We start from the raw sequence: 17,347 nt of genomic DNA, 5'->3' as shown, positions 1-17,347 counted from the left end.
GGCGACACGACAGTTCAGAAGTCTCTTTCAAGAGCTCAAGCGACTGCTCGCATCGAGGAATTGCCATGCAGTTCGATCTCCTGGAAGGACCTGTTCACCTGACCGATGAACAGCGGGAGCTTTTGCCCTATGTGGTCCTGGTCAACCCGGCGCGCAATCGTGGAGCCGCCTACAACAGCCGCCGTGTCCTGATCGTCGACGAGGTCAGCGACGCCCTGCTCAGGTTTGCCATCAACCGGCATGTGCAGATGGGACTGTGGGAGCCCGGTCTCAACCGGGGGCCGCGGGAGCGCCCGGACTGGATGCCGGGAGGCGATCTTGAGGATTGGCTGATGTACTGGGTGCGGGACGAGTTCTCGACCTCGGAACATCTGCGGAACCTGCCGACACAGTGACCTTGCCGCCTTGACAGGCCGGTCCAGGAGGATCCATGAACCCCAGTTCCTTGTTGCAGGCCAATCGCCGCGTGCAGTCCGCCCAACGCATCTACACCACGGCCCTGGCCCGCTGGCGCCCTGGCGACTCCGCATCCTTGTCGCGGCTCAGCAAGGCGTCCTATGTGCTCGGCCTCGCGCGGGAGCGCTTTGTCCAGTTGGCGAAGGGACGCTCACGCCCGCCCAATTGACAGGCCGGGCAAAGGCCAGCCCCCAGCTGCAGCATGGACTTCGGCAAACCCGAGGGCATCGGCCAACGGCATGGGCCTGCCCAGGAAATACCCCTGGGCCTTGCCAATGCCGAGTTGCTGGATCACGGCCAGCTCCGTCGCCGTCTCGACACCCTCGGCCACGATGTCGCAGTCCGTCTCGCTCGCAAAGCCACAAAGCGCAGCCGCCAGGGCGCGGCGCGAGCGGTCCGAATCGATGCCGTGGGTGATGCTGATGTCCAGCTTGACGATGTGCGGATGCAGATTCAGAACGTGCCTGAAGCTCGCGTAGCCCGCGCCTGCATCGTCAATCGCGATTCGCAAACCACGCTCCTGCAAAGGGCCGACCACCGCGGCAATGTCTTCATATCGCTCGATGGCCTGATGCTCGGTGACCTCGAGCACCACCCGATGCAGGGGCGCGTCGTCGAGCAACCGGGCGAGCTCGCCGTGGACGATGGTCTCCGGAGACGCATTCACCGTCAGGTAGATGCTGGGCGGAAACTGGCGCAGGCTCTGCAGCGCCAGCCGGACGGCCGCTGATTCCAGCTCCACGCCGCGGCCCACGAAGGCCGCCTCTTCAAACCAGACGTCCGGCGTGCGGTAGGGGTCGCTCGCGAAACGCGCCAGGCATTCAAAAGCCACCAGCCGGTGAGTGCCCAGCTCGAAGATGGGTTGGTAGACCATGCTGAGCTGCTGGGAGTGCATGACTGCGGTGATGCGGTCATCCAGCGCCTGCCGGGCACTTCGACGGTCCAGCTCCTCCTGGATCTGCTCGCCCACCATGTCGGCAAACACGCGCATGACGTCGAGATCGCGGCTCGTGAGCGACGCGTCAGGCGCATGGCTGAAGCAGCAGAACGTGCCGTAGACGCGGCCGTCCGCGAGCCGGATGGGCACACTGAGGTGCGCTCCCACAGGCAATGCCCGGGTTGCAGCCAAGGTCAGCGCCTCGCTGTTCACGCAGGCGTCCGGCATCAGTTCGGGCAGCCTGCCGTCAATGACGCGCTGGCAATAGCTCTCCTCCGCGGGGTCCGAATCCCCCGGAGCCGCCGTCAGCGATGACTGGCCGAAATCCAGGTAGCGAAAGAAGCGCCGGCCGTCCGCGATTTCCGAGATGAAAGCCACGTCCATGCCCAGGTGCCTGCGAATCGCGCCGAGGATGCGGTCAAGGCCGGGCCTGACCCCAATGGCGGATACGGGAATGCCTGCGAGACCCGTCACGAATGAAGCAAGCGGGCTGTTCAAAGCGCACGTCCTCCTGAGTTGCGGCGCCGTCGCGCCCGGCTCGCTCTGGCCAGCGTGCTGACGTCATTGTCCGTGGACATAGGCTAGCCGGCTTCCTCGCCCGCGGCAACTGAGAGCTGCGCCCTCAGATCAGGTGGGATTGCTCACCCACCAGGCCCTGCTCATCGTGCAGGGATCAATCGGCGTCAGTGGGCGATGGCAGCTTGGCGTCTTCAGCCCGGGTTTCGCCCTGCTGGCGAGGGCGCGGTTGCGGGTCCGGCAGCGCCGCCGAGTCGTCCTTTTGCTGCGGATGCTGCGGCAGCCGGGTGGCAGGCGGCTCCCCGGCGCAGGAGTCAGGCACCTGGCCTTGCTGCTGACCCTGGACCCGCTCGCAGTGCTGATCAACTTCCTTGGGAGTTTCGGGATGCTGCGACTGCCCGACGTGTGAAAGTGGGTTGCTCATGAGCGGCTCCTTTGTCCAGCTGCCGGCAAGCCGCGCTCCCGTGCATCAAAAGTCGCGGCGTCCTACACCTCGGGACAACGGACGTGTCGATGCTCACGATCTAACCACGAGAGGCAGCCATGACAGAAAGCGTCCTCGACTTCCACAACGGCATCCGTTTCAAGGTCGAAGCCTTTCCGAAGGGCGACCTCTTCGTCGGCCGGTTCACCATCCTGGACCCGACTGCTGCGGATCGCAGCGGTACGGCCGACAGCTATCGGCCGGCGACCGACAACGCATGGGCCACCGCCGAAGAAGCGCTGAGCTATGCCACCGAGGCGGCTCACCACGCCATTGAAGGCATCGCACCCTTCACCGGCGGCGAGCCCGGCTAGTCCGTTGCTGGCCCGCAGCCCTCGTGTCGCCTGCGTCTGCCCATCAGCTGGTAACGAGCTGAAACATCATGCCCACGCCCGTGGCCGGGAGGTGCCAGTCCTTGCTAACGTTCACAAACGTGAACAAGGAGCTGCTGCTGTCTACCTCCGCAACCGTCTACATCCTGCACGTCGACGACCAGTTCGACAACCTTCAGACCACGAAGCTGATCCTGGATCGACCCGGGGTGGAGGTGGTCTCGGCAGACTGCGCGGACGCGGCGCTTGAGCAGTTGCGCCGGCAGGATTTCGCGCTGGCGCTGGTCGACGTCAACATGCCGGGCATCGACGGGTTTCAGCTCGCGGAGATGATGCGCCGTGACTCGCATTTGCGCGAAGTGCCCGTCATCTTCCTCACTGGCGCCAGTTCGGACCCGGTGAATGCGTTCAGGGGCTACGAGACGGGGGCCGTCGACTTCCTGATGAAGCCGGTGCACCCCCTCGTTCTGGAAACCAAGGTGGGCGCCTTTGTGTCGCTCTACCGTCAGCGCAAGGCCCTGCGTGACGAGAAGGAATACTTTGAACGCCTGCTGCGGGCCAACCAGCAGATGGCCAGCGAGCTGGAGCATGCGCATGAGCAGGCGCTCCAGGCAGCGTTTACCGACGAGTTGACCGGCGTTCCCAATCGCCGCCACATCCTCAAGCTGGCAGCGAGCGCGCTGACCGACCCGCGCAAGCACTCCCAGCCGGTGAGCTTTGCGGCTTTGGACCTGGACCATTTCAAGAAGATCAACGACACGCATGGCCACGCGGGTGGCGACGCCGTGCTGCGGCATTTCTGCGCGAGCACGCAAAGCCACCTGCGCGCGGGGCAGGCGATGGGCCGCATCGGCGGCGAGGAATTCCTGCTGCTGCTCCCGGGCACCACCCTGGAGGACGCGCAGACCGCACTTGAACGGTTGCGCCAGGCGCTTGAACCCCATGCCGGCATTCGCTACACGTTTTCAGCGGGGCTGGCCCAGGCGCGGCAGGGCGACACGGTCAATACGGTCCTCGAGCGTGCAGACCGGGCACTCTACCTCTCCAAGGAACGTGGCCGGGACTGCACGTCCAGCGAACTCATGGGGCTGTGATGGCGCGCCACCCCGACCCAGGTCGGTGCGTCGCGCACGCAGCGCTCAAGAGCAATCCCAGCCCAGCCTCACCAGGCCGCAGTGCCGGCACACGAACTTGTAGAAGGCGTTGTCCCCCGCCGGCTCGTAGTCGCGGGTGTGGCGCTTCCAGTCCTTCTCCGCCAGCCCGTAGTGCTGCCGCCAGTCCGCCCGGGTGGCCTCGCTGGCGCCGTCGATGTCGTCCTCCGACGCATCGCCGTGGAATTCGCAGGCGTCGCCGCAATGCGCCAGCCATTCCTCCTGCTGCCAGCATGAATAGCCCGGCGTCCTGAGGCTCACCTCTTCCACGATCTCCTGCGCCACGCCCGCCTTCGACAGCGGCTGCGGGTCCGAGAAGCTCGCGCCCAGCTTGCTCGCCGCCGAGCCGTCCGCAATGCACCAGGGGCACAGCTTCTCGTCCAGATCGCTGGTGGCATACACCGGCTGCACATAGGCGAAGCCACGCTGCTGGCCGCAACAGGCGCATTCGATCTGGCGCTTCTGGAAGGCCCCGGTGGCCAGGGGATCGGGGTGGTAGCGGAACAGGGGGAGGTCCATGCGGCCACGCTACCAGAGCTTCACCGAAGACGCCTCAAGATGAGGCGCAGCCGCCAAAAAAAGGCCCCGAGCTGAACCAGCTCGGGGCATGAATCCATCCAGGCGGATGGAGGAGACAACTGCTTGACTCGAACTATGCAGATTGCGTGCCTGCCACTGCAGTCCTTGCGTGACACCAGCGCCCCCTGGGCCGGAACGCACGGTCGTCGACCGGGAGGGCGGCGCGTCGGCTCACGGGCGCTTCGGCCAAGTCCTACACCTGACGACAAGCACCGCGACGAGAGTGCACACAGGCGCAGGGCCGCAAGCCCTCACGCGCCAAACCTCTCAAGGAGATGACCATGAGTCTCGGTGCCATCCTTCTCGTCGTGCTGATCCTGCTGCTGATCGGCGCCATCCCGACCTGGCCCCACAGCCGCAGCTGGGGCTATGGGCCCACCGGCGGCGTCGGCCTCGTGCTGCTGATCGTGGTGGTGCTGCTGCTGATGGGGCGCATCTAGCGACCCACCGCCGTCGAGGCACTGTGGCGCTTCAGGGCTTGGCCGTGTAGCGGGTGTGGAAGCGCCGACCCTGCGCGTCCATGGCCTGCAGCCACAGCTCCGAGGCGACAGTGCCCGCCGGCGTGTGCGCCGTGCTCAGCACGGCGCCTGTCTTGGGCGGCAGCGGCACCACCGTTTCCAGCACCGTGGGCGCGCCGCCGGCCGTCGGCGCGAAGACGCGCTTGATCTCGATGAGACGCAGGTCCGGGTTGGCGGCCGCCCAGGTCGCCCAGTTGATGGCGAAACTGCCGCTCTGCAGATCGCCGGCCGCCAGCGGGGTGGCGACGCCAATGCCGTCCAGCGTGGCGAAACGCGCCGCTGCCGGCTCGCCGAGCACGTCGGCGCGCAGCCAGGCATTGCGGGTCTCGGCGACACCGGAGATCGTGTAGCTGGTGATGAACTTCGCGCCGCGCACGCTGTCCACGCTGCCGATCCAGCCCACCGCAGCGCGCTGGATGGCGATGTCGCCAACGCCGCCCGTGGGAATCAGATTGGTGGCACCCGGCGTGGTCGACACGCACAGATGCGGGCGGTTGCAATAGCCGAAGGGGATGCTGAAGCCGCCGGGCAGTTGCACCGTGGCCGAGGCCAGCAGCTGCGTGGCCGGGTTGCCGGGGATGGGATCGGGCGTCTGCGCCTGGATCTCGACCTGCAGGCCGATGCCCGGGTTGGGCACGACCGCCGTGCTGGCGCTGCCGTCACTGTTCAGCGCGCGATAGCCCAGCGGGTGAACAGCCACGGCCAGCTTCTTGCCGTTGCCGATCAAATTCCACTTGTGGGTCGTCGTAGCGGCCTTGCTGTAGCTGACCGCATCGCTGAACAGGTCGACGATGGTGCCGCTCGAGTCGCTGATGACGGCGCCCACCAACACCTTGGCGCAGTTGCCGGCCGTCGGCGCATCGTCGGCGCAGCCCAGCAGCTGGAAGCGGCCGAACTGGCGGTTGGCGGTGGTGTATTCGGACAGGACGCCGGCCAGGTCGGTCTTGCCGCGGCCGTTGTGCTTGTCGTAGCCGGTGACGAGGCCGTGGCTCAGGATGGTGCTGACGTCGCGGCCCTGGGCGATGAGCTGGTTCAGCGCGGCGCCCAGGTCATCCAGGCCGGCCAGCGTGCCGAGCAGCGTCGTCGCACTCGTGGCGGCCTTCAGCGTCGAGGTGATGGCATTGGCCGGCGTACCGCTGGCCTTGAGCAGCTCGGTCTGGGCCGTGGGCAGCTCGACGACGACCTCCGCCGTCGACGCAGCGATGAACTTGTTGGCGATCTGCAGCACCGGCACATTCAGCTTGGAGCGCGCCAGGTCGACGCGCACGCTCTCGATGAGCAGATCGTGGGCGCCCTTGTTGGCCGCGAAGCTGGCGTCGGCCAGCAGGTCGAAGGCCGCGGCGTCAGTGATCTTGACGTCGCTGATCTGGGTCTTGACCAGGGTCTTGAGGAAGGTGGAGGCCGCCGGGACGGCCGTGGCCATCTGGGACAGCTGGCTGCCGCTGCTGGACGCGGCGGCGAACACCGGCGCCGGCTCGGTCCCCAGGGACAGGGCGACGATGGCCTGGGTCAGCGGCGTCACATGGCCAACCATGGCGGCGCTGATGGTCGGCACCGTCGAGTGCAGGACCTGCATATTGCCGGCGGCATCCATGCCGCGCGCCTGGATGAACAGTGGCGCGGCCGGACTGGTGGTGTTCAGCGTCAGCGTGTAGCTGCCGTCGGCGGCGTGCGTGGTCGCCGTGCCGACGGAGCGGCCCTGGCCGTCGACCACGCTGACCTGGGCCTTGACCAGAGGGGCACCGGTCGCGGCGACGCCGCGCAGCGTGGGCGGCGTCTCCAGCGGCGGCGTGCCGCCATCCCCGCCGCCACCGCCTCCACAGGCGGTGAGCAGCAAGGTCAGGGTCAGGGCAGCGAGGCGGTACAGCATGGCGCGGGCGGGAATCTGGGCTCGGGCCAGTTTGCCGCGCCGGCTTGACCGACGGTGGGCCGTAAAAAGGCGGAAATCAGCGGCTGATCTGAACCCAGGCCAGTTCCAGCCAGTTGTCGGGCCGGTGAACCGCCGTGACATTTGCCCGCGCGCCCCAGGGTACGACCTGGCGGTGCAGCGGGATGGTGTTGACCTGCTCGCGCAGTTCGGCCAGCGCCCCGCGGATCTGCTGCTCGCGCTTCTTCGCATCCGGCTCGACGCTGGACTGGGCCGCCAGCGCGTCCGCCTTGTCGTTGCGAAAGCCCCCGAAGTTGTAGTTGCCGACGCCCTTGTCGCCACGGTTGCGGTAGAGCGGCGTCAGGATGCTCTCGGCATCCGTCACCGAGCCGCCCCAGCCGTACATATAGAGGCTGGTGTCGTACTTCTCCAGCTTGGGGAAGTAGAGGACGCGCGGCATCGCGTTGACCTTGACCTTGATCTTCAGCTGGGCCCACATCGAGGCCAGCGCCGTGCAGATCTCCTCGTCGTTGATGTAGCGGTTGTTGGGGCAGTCCAGCGTGACCTCGAAGCCGTCGGCAAAGCCGGCGTCCGCCATCAGCTTCTTCGCGCCCGCCAGGTCGTGCGGCAGGCGGGTCTGCAGGGCGGGGTCGTCAAAGGAGGCCAGGCCCGACGGTGTCAGCGCGCCGGTGGGCACGGCCAGGCCGGCCATCAGCTTGCCGCGGATGGCCTCGATGTCGATGGCCTGGTAGAGGGCCTTGCGCACGCGCAGGTCCTTGAAGGGGTTCTTGTCGCCAGGGACGTTGCCGTAGAGCAGCTTGTCGCGCGACTGGTCCATGCCGATGAAGACGAGGCGGTTCTCCGGCCCCTCGATGACCTTGACGCCGGCCGTGTTGCGCAGGCGGGCGATGTCGCGCGGCGCGGGGTCGAGGACGAAGTCGATCTCGCCCGAGACCAGGGCCGCCAGCCGCGTCGCGTCCGTCGCGATGGGCGTGTAGACCACCTCCTGCACATTGCCCTCAAACTTGTTCCACCAGTTCGGGTTGCGCTTGAGCACCGTCTTGATGCCGGGCTGGCGGCTGGCCAGCATGAAGGGGCCGGTGCCGTTGGCGTTCAGCGCCGTGAAACTCTCTTCCTTGTTCTTGAAGTCCAGCGGCTTGGTGACCTTGTGGGTCTCGCACCATTTGCGGCTCATGATCCACAGCTGGTCGATGTGCTGCAGGAAGATGGGGTTGAAGGTGGTCAGCTGGAAGTCCACCGTCAGCTCATCGACCTTCCTGGCCGTGCCGACGGCATTGGCCCAGACGGCGATCTGCGAGGTCGGTTCCTTGGCGCGCTGCACCGAGAAGACGACATCGTCGGCCGTCAGCGGCGTGCCGTCATGGAACTTGACGCCGGGGCGCAGCTTGAAGCGCCAGGCCAACGGCCCGGTCTGCTTCCACTCCGTGGCCAGGCCCGGCACCAGGGCCAGCTTGGCGTCGCGGTTGGTCAGGCGCTCGTAGATCTGGCCGTTGACCATGTTGGTCAGGCTCTCGTTCTGGGAGTCCGGGTCCATGGTCTGCGGATCGCCCTGGCTGGCCCAGCGCAGGGTCTGGGCCTGCACGCCACACGCCACGGCCAGCAGGGCCACGCCAATCCATCGTTTCATCGCTATCTCCCAACTGCAGGTACGGCGGCAGTTTAGGAGGAGGGGCAAAGCCCCTGCTTCCGCGGTTTGCGGCTATGGATCAGCGTTTTGCGTTGGGATTCCAGAGCTCGTCGAGATGGCTGAAGTTCCAGTTCTCGGGCGGCTCGCGGCCGGCGATGCGGTCGGTGGAGGTGGCCAGGTCGATCACCTGCACCGGGATGGGCATGCTGGACTTGGTCGAATAGAAGGCCTTGACGCGCGGCGCGACCAGGGAGGCGGCGTTCTGCTCGACGACGACGGCCAGCTTGCCCGACTGCAGCTTCACCAGGGTGCCGGTGGGGTAGATGCCCACGCTCTTCACGAAGGCCTGAAAGATGGCCGGGTCGAACTGGCCCTTCCACTGCGCCATGCGCTGCAGCGAGCCGGCCGGGTCCCAGGCCGCCTTGTAGGGCCGGTGGGACGTGATGGCGTCGTAGACGTCGCAGACGGCGCCCATGCGGGCCAGCACGCTGATCTGCTCGCCGGCCAGCTTGTGCGGATAGCCGGTGCCGTCCATCTTCTCGTGATGGTGCAGGCAGACGTCCAGGGCCGAGGCCGGCACCTTGGCGCCGTCCTTGAGCAGGTCCCAGCCGCGCTCGGGGTGGCCGCGCATGACGGTGAATTCGGCGTCGGTCAGCGCCCCGGGCTTGTTCAGCACCTCGATCGGCATCTGCATCTTGCCGACGTCGTGCAGCAGGCCGGCCAGGCCCGCCTCACGCTGCTCGGCTTCGCTCAGGCCCAGTTGCCGGCCCAGGGACACCATCAGGCCGCAGACCGCGACCGAGTGCATATAGGTGTAGTTGTCCTTGTCCTTGAGCCGGGCCAGGCTCAGGAAGGCGGACGGGTTGCGCGCCAGCGAGGACGTCACCTCGTCGACGATGGGCAGGCAGTTCTCGGTGTCGATGGCCTTGCCCAGACGGGCCTCGCCGAACAGCGCCGTGACGGCGACACGGGCCTTGTGCAGCACCTGGGCGGCGCGGTCCAGCTCGGCCTCCATGCTGACGCGGGGCTCGGGCACCCGGCCCTCGGCGGGCGGCGGTGCTGGCGGCCGCTCGGGAACCACGGTCACGACGACGGGCGCAGGCGCAGGCGCAGCAGCGGGCGCTTCCTCCACGTCCTCGCCCTGCTCGTTGTCAATCCAAACCGCCGGCACGCCGCTGGCCTTCAACGCGGCCAGATCGGCCGGGTCGGTCAGGACGAACTTGGTCTTCCAGAATGGGTGCGACAGCCATGCACCCTCCATGGCCTGGAGGAACATGCCCAACCTCACCTCGGTGGTGGCGATCTTCTTCAGCATTGACAGCGTCGTCTATGTAACGCTGAGTATCCCCGTCGGCCCGGATTGCCACTGTGCAGCCCTGCACGCTTTTGCGCTGCACAAAAGAAAAGCCGCCCCGGAGGGCGGCTTGCAGATCGGAGCGCAGTCGGATCAGCGGAACTTGCCCTGGGGCACGGTGGCCATTTCGGTGGGCAGGCTGGCGATGTAGCTGGCGATGGCCTTCAGTTCGGCATTGCTGAACTGCTTGACCTGGCCGGCCATGACGCCGTTGCTGCGGCCGACGCCGGGGTTCTTCTCGGTCTTGTAGGACTTGAGCGCCACGGTCAGGTAGTCGGCGTGCTGGCCGGCCAGCTTGGGATAGCTGGGGTCGATGGGCTTGCTGAAGTTGGCGCCGTGGCAGGACACGCAGGCGCCCTTGGTCAGCAATTCGGCAACATTGACCGGGGCCGCGGGGACGCTGTCGGCCACGGCCGGCAGCTTGGCCTGCTGCTCATAGAAGGCGGCCACGTCGTTCATGTCCTGCTCGCTCAGCGAGCCGGCGATGCCGCGCATGGTCGGGTGCTTGCGGTCGCCCTTGGCATAGGCCTGCAGGGCCGCCACGATGTACTTGGCGTTCTGGCCCGAGATCATCGGCACCTTGTGGATCTCGGGGAAGCTGGCCTGGTAGCCGACGATGCCGTGGCAGCCAATGCACATCGCGACCTTCTTCTCACCGGCCTTCACGTCCTGGGCCTGGGCGGCAACGGCACCGAAGGCGGCGGCCAGGGCAAGCGAGATCTGCAGCAGTTTTTTCATGGTCCCAGAGTGTTCGGGTTGGTGTCTTGTTCCGGAGCGGCGGCGATTATAGGAGGCCTCCTATACTGGTCCGGCTCCCTTCAAGCCCCGGTTTTCCCCATGAAATTCCAAGGTTCCGACCAGTACGTTGCCACCGCCGACCTGATGCTGGCCGTCAACGCCGCCGCCACGCTGCAGCGCCCCCTGCTCATCAAGGGCGAGCCGGGCACCGGCAAGACCATGCTGGCCGAGGAGGTTGCCAGCGCCCTGGGCATGCCGCTGCTGCAGTGGCATATCAAGAGCACGACCAAGGCCCAGCAGGGCCTGTACGAGTACGACGCCGTCAGCCGGCTGCGCGACAGCCAGCTCGCCGGCATCGAGGGCAGCGAGCGCGTCAAGAACATCGAGAACTACATCGTCAAGGGCGTGCTCTGGCAGGCCTTCGAGGCCGACCAGCCCGTCGTCCTCCTCATCGACGAGATCGACAAGGCCGACATCGAATTCCCGAACGACCTGCTGCGCGAGATCGACCGCATGGAGTTCTATGTCTACGAGACGCGCCAGCTGATCAAGGCCAAGCACCGGCCTCTCGTCTTCATCACCTCCAACAACGAAAAAGAGCTGCCCGACGCCTTCCTGCGCCGCTGCTTCTTCCACTACATCAAGTTCCCCGACGCCGAGACGATGAAGAAGATCGTCGACGTGCACTTCCCGACGCTGAAGAAGGACCTGCTGGCCGCCGCGCTGAAGAACTTCTACGACGTGCGCAACCTGCCGGGTCTGAAGAAGAAGCCCAGCACCTCGGAGCTGATCGACTGGCTCAAGCTGCTGCTGGCCGAGGACGTGCCGGTGGACGCCCTGCAGGCCAAGGACGAGAAGGTCAGCATTCCGCCGCTGGTGGGGGCCCTCTTGAAGAACGAGCAGGACCTGACTCTGTTCGAGAAGCTCGTGTTCATGCAACGCAACAACCGCTGATGGCCCAGGACTTTGACCGCGCGATGCGCGAAGGGCTGGCGGATGCCGTCGGCTTCGTGGGCGGCGCCCTGGCCGGCTGGTGGCTGGGCCGCCAGTTCGGCATCGACTTCATCGCCAGCCCCGACTGGAACGCGCAGCAGATGCTGGGCCTGGTGCTCATCGTCGGCGGCTGCGGCCTGGGGCGTTTCGTGGCCCGCAAGCTGATGCTGAAGGACAAGCCATGAAGCCCGTCGTTCCGACGACGCTGGCTGCCGGCCCCATCCGCCTGGTCCCGCTGACGCTGGAGCATGTGCCGGGCCTGCAGGCCGCCGCCGCGGACGGCGAGCTGTGGAATCTGCGCTTCACCAGCGTGCCGGCGCCCGACGAAACCACCGCCTATGTCGAGGCTGCCCTGCAGGGCCAGGCCGCCGGCCACCGCCTGCCCTTCGCCGTGCTGGATGCATCGACCGGCGAGGTGCTGGGCTCGAGCAGCTATCACGACATCGTTCCCGCCGTGGAGCGCGTCGAGATCGGCTACACCTGGTATGCCCAGCGCGTGCAGCGCAGTGCCGTCAACACGACGGCCAAGCTGCTGCTGCTGACGCATGCCTTCGAGACCCTCGGCGCCCGGCTCGTGGGCTGGCGCACCGACAACTTCAATCACGCCTCGCAGCGCGCCATCGAGCGCCTGGGCGCCAGGCGCGATGGCGTGATCCGCCATCACGCGCTGCGCCGCGACGGCACGGTGCGCGACACCGTCATGTACAGCCTGACCTTGGGCGAATGGCCCGAGGTCAAGGCGCATCTGAATTGGCAACTGACCCGACCGAGAGCATGAGCAAAGCATCCAAGGCCTTTGACGCAACATTCGACGTTGACGCACTCTGGGCCCTGGATCGCATCGGCGAACCCAGCCTCAGCCCCGACGGCGCCCAGGCGGCCGCCGGCGTCACCCGCTACGCCATGGAGACCAACAAGGCGCAGACCAGCCTGTGGCTGTTCTCCACGCTGGGCGGTGAGCCGCGCCGCCTGACCGAGGCCGGCGAGAAGGACGGCAACCCGCAGTGGAGCCCGCGCGGCGACCTGATCGCCTTCACGGCCAAGCGCGAGCAGGCCGGCCCGGATGGGCGATACAGCGACGAGGAGAACCAGCTCTATGTGATCCCGCCCGATGGCGGCGAGGCGCGCCGCGTCGGCCACGTCCCGACGGGCGTCGAGTCCTTCAAGTGGTTCCCCGATGGCCGGCGCATCGCCTTCGTGTCCTGGGTCTGGCCCGGGCTCAAGGCCGCCGCGCAAGGCCCGACGCTGCAGGACTTCAAGGCGCGCCGGGAATCGGCCTATGTCACCGACGAGGTCCTGTACCGCTTCTGGGACCATCACATCCCCATGGGCCGCGTGCCGCATCTGCATGTGATGGACGTCGAGACCGGCAAGGCCCGCGACCTGTTCGAGGGCACGGCCTGGGAACTGAGCCGCGCCGAGCCCGATGCCAACAGCTACGACGTGTCTCCCGACGGCCGGCGCATCGCCTTCGCCTTCGATCCCGGCGCCGAGAAGAAGCTGGATGCCCGCTTCGCCCTGGCCGAGATCGACGTGCGCACGCGCCAGGCCAACACCCTGCTGCAGGACGCCGCCTGGGACTTCGCCGCGCCGCGCTACAGCCATGGCGGCGCCCACCTCGCCTTCCTGGCCAGCCACCAGGCCCTGGGCCACAACCGCCCCAACCAGCTCGCCGTGCTGGACCAGCAGGGCCGCTGGGCCGTCTTCAGCGAGGACTGGGACCATGAGGTCAGCGCGCCGCTGCGCTGGGCCGAGGACGACCAGTCCGTGCTGTTCGCTGCCGAGGAGCGCGGCCGCCGCCATCTCTGGCAGTTCGCGCTGGGGGAGCGCCTGGCCGAACCCATCTTCGAAGGCGGCCATGTCGGCAGCTTCGCGCTGGCCGCCGACTTCGTCGTCGTCAACCACGACGGCGTGCAGTTCCCGCCGCGCCTGTCCGTGCTGGGCGACGACGGCCTGCGCCGCATCGAGGCGCTCAACGACGAACGCCTGGACAGCCACCGCTTCGGCCGCCACGAGGAAGTCACGATCAAGGGGGCGCGCGGCGACGACGTGCAGATGTGGCTGGTCTACCCGCCCGGCTTCGACGCCAAGAAAAAATGGCCCGTCATGCAGGTCATCCACGGCGGCCCGCACACGGCCTTCGGCGACAGCTGGCACTGGCGCTGGAACCATCAGGCCTTCGCGGCCCAGGGCTATGTCGTGGCCTGCGTGAACTACCACGGCTCGTCCAGCTTCGGCTTCGAGTTCCTGGACAGCATCACCGGCCACTGGGGCGAGTACGAACTGCAGGACGTCGAGGCCGGCACCGACTGGCTGCTGAAGAAGCCCTGGGTCGACAAGAAGCGCATCGCCGCCACCGGTGGCAGCTATGGCGGCTTCATGGTCGCGTGGATGAACGGCCATGTGAAGGCCGGCCGCTACCAGGCCTATGTCTGCCATGCCGGCTGCTACGACTGGCAGGCCATGTATGCCGACGACGCCTACAGCTGGCACCGCAAGGAGCTGGGCGCCGCCTATTGGGACGACCCGGCCCGCGTGGCCGCGCAGAGCCCGCATGCCTTCGCCAAGCACTTCAAGACGCCGACCCTCGTCATCCACGGCCAGCTCGACTACCGCGTGCCCGACGCCCAGGGCCTGGCCTACTACAACACGCTGAAGACCCTGGGCGTGCCCTCGCGCCTGGTGTGGTTCCCGGATGAGAACCACTGGGTGCTGAAGCCGCGCAACAGCCGGCTCTGGTACGGCGAGTTCTTCGCCTGGCTGGACCGGCACCTGGCGCGATGAAGCGGCGCCGGCTGCTGCACGGGCTGGCCGCAACCGCCCTGCCCTCGCTCGCGGGCGCCGCGCCGGCCAACCGCCCCCAAGTCGACCTGGCGCGGCTGCAGGCCCATCTGCGCTTCCTGGCCGACCCGCTGCTGGAAGGCCGCGAGACCGGCACGCGCGGCTTCGACCTCGCCGCCGCCTATGTGGCCAGCCAGTTCAGCCAGCTGGACCTGCAGCCCCTGGGCCCGGGTGGCGGCTTCGCCCTGCCCGTGCCGCTGCTCACCAGCCGCCTGACGGCCACGCCACCCGTGCTGGAGCTGTGCCGCGGCGAGGCCTGCGAGCGCCTGGCCTGGCTGGACGAGTTCAGCACCCGCCCCGACCTCTCGGTGGCCCGCAGCGATGTGAAGGCGCCGCTGGTCTTCGCTGGCTACGGCATAGCGGCGCCCGCATTCGGCCTGGACGACTACGCCGGCCTGGACGTCAAGGGCCGCATCGCCGTCGTGCTGTCGGGCCGGCCGCCGCGCATGCCCAGCGAGGAAGGCGCCCATTTCGGCAATGGCCGCGTCAAGGCCGAGCTGGCGGCCCGCCACGGCGCCATCGGCCTCATCACGCTGGCCACACCGCGCAGCGAGATCGTCGCTCCCTTCCACACCAACCGCCAGTTCGCCGACAGCCTCGCCATGGACTGGCAGACGCCCGAGGGCCGTGGCGGCGGCGATGTTCCCGGCATGCAGGCCTATGCCACGATCAGCGTGCAGGCCGCGCCGCGCCTGCTGGCCGCGCTGGGCCGCGACTACGCCCAGTTGATCGCCGACGCCGAGGCCGGCCGCCCGCTGCCGCGCGGCGACCTGGGCCTGGACGCCCGCCTCGTCCGCGACAGCCTGCTCGGCCAGGCCCGTAGCCAGAACGTCGCCGGCCTCATTGCCGGCAGCCATCCGCGGCTGAAGCAGCAGGTGCTGGTGCTGTCGGCCCATCTGGACCACATGGGCCGCAAGGGCGATGTGGTCTATCCCGGCGCCATGGACAACGCCCTGGGCATGGCGACGCTGCTGGAGGTGGCCCGGCTGCTGAAGCAGGGCCCGCCGCCCGAACGCTCCATCCTCGTCGTCGCGCTGACGGGCGAGGAAAAGACCTACCTCGGCTCCCACCATTTCGCGCGCCATCCGCCGGTGCCGGCCGAGGCCCTGGTGGCGAACGTCAACATCGACATGCCCATCCTGCTGCACGACTTCAAGGAGGTCGTCGCCCTCGGCGCCGAGCATTCGACGCTGGGCGCCGCCGTCGAACGGGCCGCGCGGCGCCTGGGCCTTGCGACGGCGCCCGATCCGGCGCCGGAGCAGAGCCGCTTCACGCGTTCCGACCAGTACAGCTTCGTGCGCCGCGGCATTCCCGCCGTCATCCTCGGCCCCGGCGGCGCCTCCTTCGACGCGAAGGAGGATGGCAACGCGCTGATGCGCGACTTCCGCCGCCTGCGCTACCACCAGCCCGGCGACGACCTGGGCCAGCCCTTCCACTGGAAAGCCGTGCAGCGCTTTGCCCAGCTGCAATGGGAACTGGCCCGCGACATCGCCCGCCAGCCCGAAAGACCGCGCTGGCGGCCGGGCAGCTTCTTCGGAGAGTTGTTCGGGAGCCCGGCTAGCCGGGGTCGCTGAGCCAGTCGATGTCGGTGCACAGCACCTGCAGGCCGTGAGGCCCGCGGGAGGCGACCGACAGCGTCACGCACATCTGCGCGCCATGCAGGCTCAGGTAGGGCCGCGTCATCTGCACGACGCCCGGCTCGTCCAGCGCACGCCGGAAATAGGGCCGCCGCGCCCAGCGCGCCTCGCCGGCCCGGCCCAGCGGCTGGAAGCGCGGATCCAGCGACGCATGCGTCACGCCCGGCGGCAGCAGCGGCTCGGCGAGGTGGCGCCCCTGCTCGTCCAGCAGGAAGCAGACCTGCACGCCGGGCAGGGCCAGCAGTTCGGCGCAGGCCTCGGACAGGCTCAGGGCCTGCAGCCGGGCCTGGGCGCGCTTCAGTGCCTCGCGATAGGGGGCGATATGGCCGGAATGCGCACGCCGCGTCGTCGCATGGCGCTCGTCCAGCAGCGTCCAGATGGCCTCGATCTCTTCCGAGGCGCCTTCGGGCCCCAGCACGCCCGGCACCGGCCGGCCGAAGACGAAGCCCTGCACCATGTCGACATCCACGTCCAAGGCCAGCATCGCCTCGTCGCGCGTCTCCACGCCCTCCAGCAGCACCAGCGAGCCGCATTCGTGCAGCAGCGACACCATCTGCGCCAGCACGCGCGCGATGCGCGGCGAACCGCAGGCGCGGCGCAGCAGGCTGCGGTCCAGCTTCACGATCTCGGGATGGATATGCCAGATGCGGTCGAAGTTGGAATGACCCGCGCCGAAGTCGTCCAGGGCCAGCAAGCAGCCGGTCTGGCGCACATTGGCCACGGCACGCTCGAAGTCGGCCTCCTGGGCCATCACGTCCTCGGTCACCTCCAGCACGACGCGGTGCATGGGCAGGCCCAGGGCCTGCATGGTGCGCACCGAGCTCTCCAGCGCCTGCATCTGCTGGGCGCCGTGCACGAAGACGGCGGGATGAATATTGAGGAAGAGCCAGCCCTCGTCGCCGGCCTGATGCACGAAGTTGTGGACATGCAGCAGGCGGCACAGGCGGTCGGCGGCCCATTGCTGGTCGAAGCTGCGCAGCTGCTCGAAGAACTTCAGCGGCGAGATCGGGTTGCCGGCCGGGTCGGACACGCGCAGCAAGGCTTCGTAGCCGACGGCCCGCCGGTGCGGGAAGCTGAACACCGGCTGGAAGTGGCTGTCCAGCACCCAGTCGTTCTGGCGCGCCCGCCAGCGGCCGTCCTCCATCGCCAGCGACTCGATGAGACGCAGCAGCATGGCGTCCGCTCCGGGCGGCGCGATGGCTTTCAAGGCGAGTCCTGCAACAGCGACATGCGGTCCATGCTAGCCGTGCGGCCCGCGAAGGAGCGGGAATATCGCACTGCATAATCGTTTTCAAC

General features: G+C 67.9%; 18 protein-coding genes. 10 read left to right on the top strand and 8 right to left on the bottom strand.

What is annotated here, in order from left to right:
* The first annotated feature begins 65 nt into the window (after positions 1-65).
* Together AC07OY_RS03725 and AC07OY_RS03720 are read left to right on the top strand one after the other, a co-directional pair.
* On the top strand, positions 66-395 hold the full coding sequence (locus tag AC07OY_RS03725; RefSeq protein ID WP_495041174.1) for a hypothetical protein: 330 nt from the start codon (positions 66-68) through the stop codon (positions 393-395).
* 35 nt (positions 396-430) lie between these two features.
* Positions 431-625 (top strand): hypothetical protein, encoded by a 195-nt coding sequence (locus AC07OY_RS03720; RefSeq protein ID WP_495041173.1) that lies wholly within the window; start codon positions 431-433, stop codon positions 623-625.
* Here the strand turns inward: AC07OY_RS03720 and AC07OY_RS03715 are convergent.
* Entirely contained in the window at positions 608-1,891 is a 1,284-nt protein-coding gene (locus tag AC07OY_RS03715; protein WP_495041171.1) for a sensor domain-containing phosphodiesterase, read from the bottom strand. The genes AC07OY_RS03720 and AC07OY_RS03715 overlap by 18 nt on opposite strands.
* 175 nt (positions 1,892-2,066) lie before the next feature.
* On the bottom strand, positions 2,067-2,333 hold the full coding sequence (locus tag AC07OY_RS03710) for a hypothetical protein (protein WP_495041170.1): 267 nt from the start codon (positions 2,331-2,333) through the stop codon (positions 2,067-2,069).
* A gap of 119 nt (positions 2,334-2,452) precedes the next feature.
* Here AC07OY_RS03710 and AC07OY_RS03705 point away from each other — a divergent pair, with 119 nt between their 5' ends.
* The gene (locus AC07OY_RS03705) at positions 2,453-2,707 is read left to right on the top strand and encodes a hypothetical protein (RefSeq protein ID WP_495041169.1); all 255 of its coding nucleotides are present in this window, start codon (positions 2,453-2,455) and stop codon (positions 2,705-2,707) included.
* Positions 2,708-2,826: 119 nt separating this feature from the next.
* Entirely contained in the window at positions 2,827-3,819 is a 993-nt protein-coding gene (locus AC07OY_RS03700; RefSeq protein WP_495041168.1) for a GGDEF domain-containing response regulator, read from the top strand.
* Positions 3,820-3,864: 45 nt separating this feature from the next.
* Here the strand turns inward: AC07OY_RS03700 and AC07OY_RS03695 are convergent, their stop codons facing one another.
* Positions 3,865-4,395, bottom strand: coding sequence for a CbrC family protein (locus AC07OY_RS03695; protein ID WP_495041167.1), 531 nt, complete (start codon positions 4,393-4,395; stop codon positions 3,865-3,867).
* A 341-nt stretch (positions 4,396-4,736) separates the two neighbouring features.
* Here AC07OY_RS03695 and AC07OY_RS03690 point away from each other — a divergent pair, with 341 nt between their 5' ends.
* Positions 4,737-4,895 carry a DUF3309 family protein gene (locus AC07OY_RS03690; protein ID WP_495041166.1) on the top strand — a complete coding sequence of 53 codons (159 nt, stop codon included), beginning with the start codon at positions 4,737-4,739 and terminating at the stop codon, positions 4,893-4,895.
* Between the two features lie 31 nt (positions 4,896-4,926).
* On the opposite strand, the gene AC07OY_RS03685 is transcribed toward AC07OY_RS03690, so the two are convergent.
* The 4 genes from AC07OY_RS03685 to AC07OY_RS03670 form a co-directional block, all read right to left on the bottom strand.
* On the bottom strand, positions 4,927-6,843 hold the full coding sequence (locus tag AC07OY_RS03685; RefSeq protein ID WP_495041165.1) for a hypothetical protein: 1,917 nt from the start codon (positions 6,841-6,843) through the stop codon (positions 4,927-4,929).
* 76 nt (positions 6,844-6,919) lie between these two features.
* The gene (locus tag AC07OY_RS03680) at positions 6,920-8,488 is read right to left on the bottom strand and encodes an ABC transporter substrate-binding protein (protein WP_495041164.1); all 1,569 of its coding nucleotides are present in this window, start codon (positions 8,486-8,488) and stop codon (positions 6,920-6,922) included.
* 79 nt (positions 8,489-8,567) lie between these two features.
* Complete coding sequence (locus AC07OY_RS03675) at positions 8,568-9,803, bottom strand: cyclic di-GMP phosphodiesterase (RefSeq protein ID WP_495041163.1); 1,236 nt, start codon at positions 9,801-9,803, stop codon at positions 8,568-8,570.
* Positions 9,804-9,935: 132 nt separating this feature from the next.
* Positions 9,936-10,580, bottom strand: a complete 645-nt coding sequence (locus tag AC07OY_RS03670; RefSeq protein ID WP_495041162.1) for a c-type cytochrome — start codon at positions 10,578-10,580, stop codon at positions 9,936-9,938.
* Between the two features lie 99 nt (positions 10,581-10,679).
* On the opposite strand from AC07OY_RS03670, the gene AC07OY_RS03665 reads away from it, so the two are divergent.
* From AC07OY_RS03665 to AC07OY_RS03645, 5 genes are read left to right on the top strand one after another with little or no spacing between them, the layout of a single operon-like run.
* Positions 10,680-11,534 (top strand): AAA family ATPase, encoded by an 855-nt coding sequence (locus AC07OY_RS03665; RefSeq protein WP_495041160.1) that lies wholly within the window; start codon positions 10,680-10,682, stop codon positions 11,532-11,534.
* Positions 11,534-11,758, top strand: a complete 225-nt coding sequence (locus AC07OY_RS03660; protein ID WP_495041159.1) for a hypothetical protein — start codon at positions 11,534-11,536, stop codon at positions 11,756-11,758. Before AC07OY_RS03665 ends, AC07OY_RS03660 begins: the two co-directional genes overlap by 1 nt.
* Positions 11,755-12,351 (top strand): GNAT family N-acetyltransferase, encoded by a 597-nt coding sequence (locus AC07OY_RS03655; RefSeq protein ID WP_495041158.1) that lies wholly within the window; start codon positions 11,755-11,757, stop codon positions 12,349-12,351. Before AC07OY_RS03660 ends, AC07OY_RS03655 begins: the two co-directional genes overlap by 4 nt.
* On the top strand, positions 12,348-14,357 hold the full coding sequence (locus tag AC07OY_RS03650; RefSeq protein WP_495041157.1) for a S9 family peptidase: 2,010 nt from the start codon (positions 12,348-12,350) through the stop codon (positions 14,355-14,357). The genes AC07OY_RS03655 and AC07OY_RS03650 overlap by 4 nt, the downstream gene beginning before the upstream one ends.
* On the top strand, positions 14,354-15,988 hold the full coding sequence (locus tag AC07OY_RS03645) for a M28 family metallopeptidase (RefSeq protein WP_495041156.1): 1,635 nt from the start codon (positions 14,354-14,356) through the stop codon (positions 15,986-15,988). Before AC07OY_RS03650 ends, AC07OY_RS03645 begins: the two co-directional genes overlap by 4 nt.
* Here the strand turns inward: AC07OY_RS03645 and AC07OY_RS03640 are convergent.
* On the bottom strand, positions 15,972-17,225 hold the full coding sequence (locus AC07OY_RS03640) for a sensor domain-containing phosphodiesterase (protein WP_495041155.1): 1,254 nt from the start codon (positions 17,223-17,225) through the stop codon (positions 15,972-15,974). The genes AC07OY_RS03645 and AC07OY_RS03640 overlap by 17 nt on opposite strands.
* Positions 17,226-17,347: the final 122 nt, after the last annotated feature.

This window comes from Roseateles sp. GW821-FHT09H10, assembly GCF_059415865.1.
Note: the sequence above shows the minus strand (reverse complement) of the source record. Positions and strands in the feature narration are given on the sequence as shown.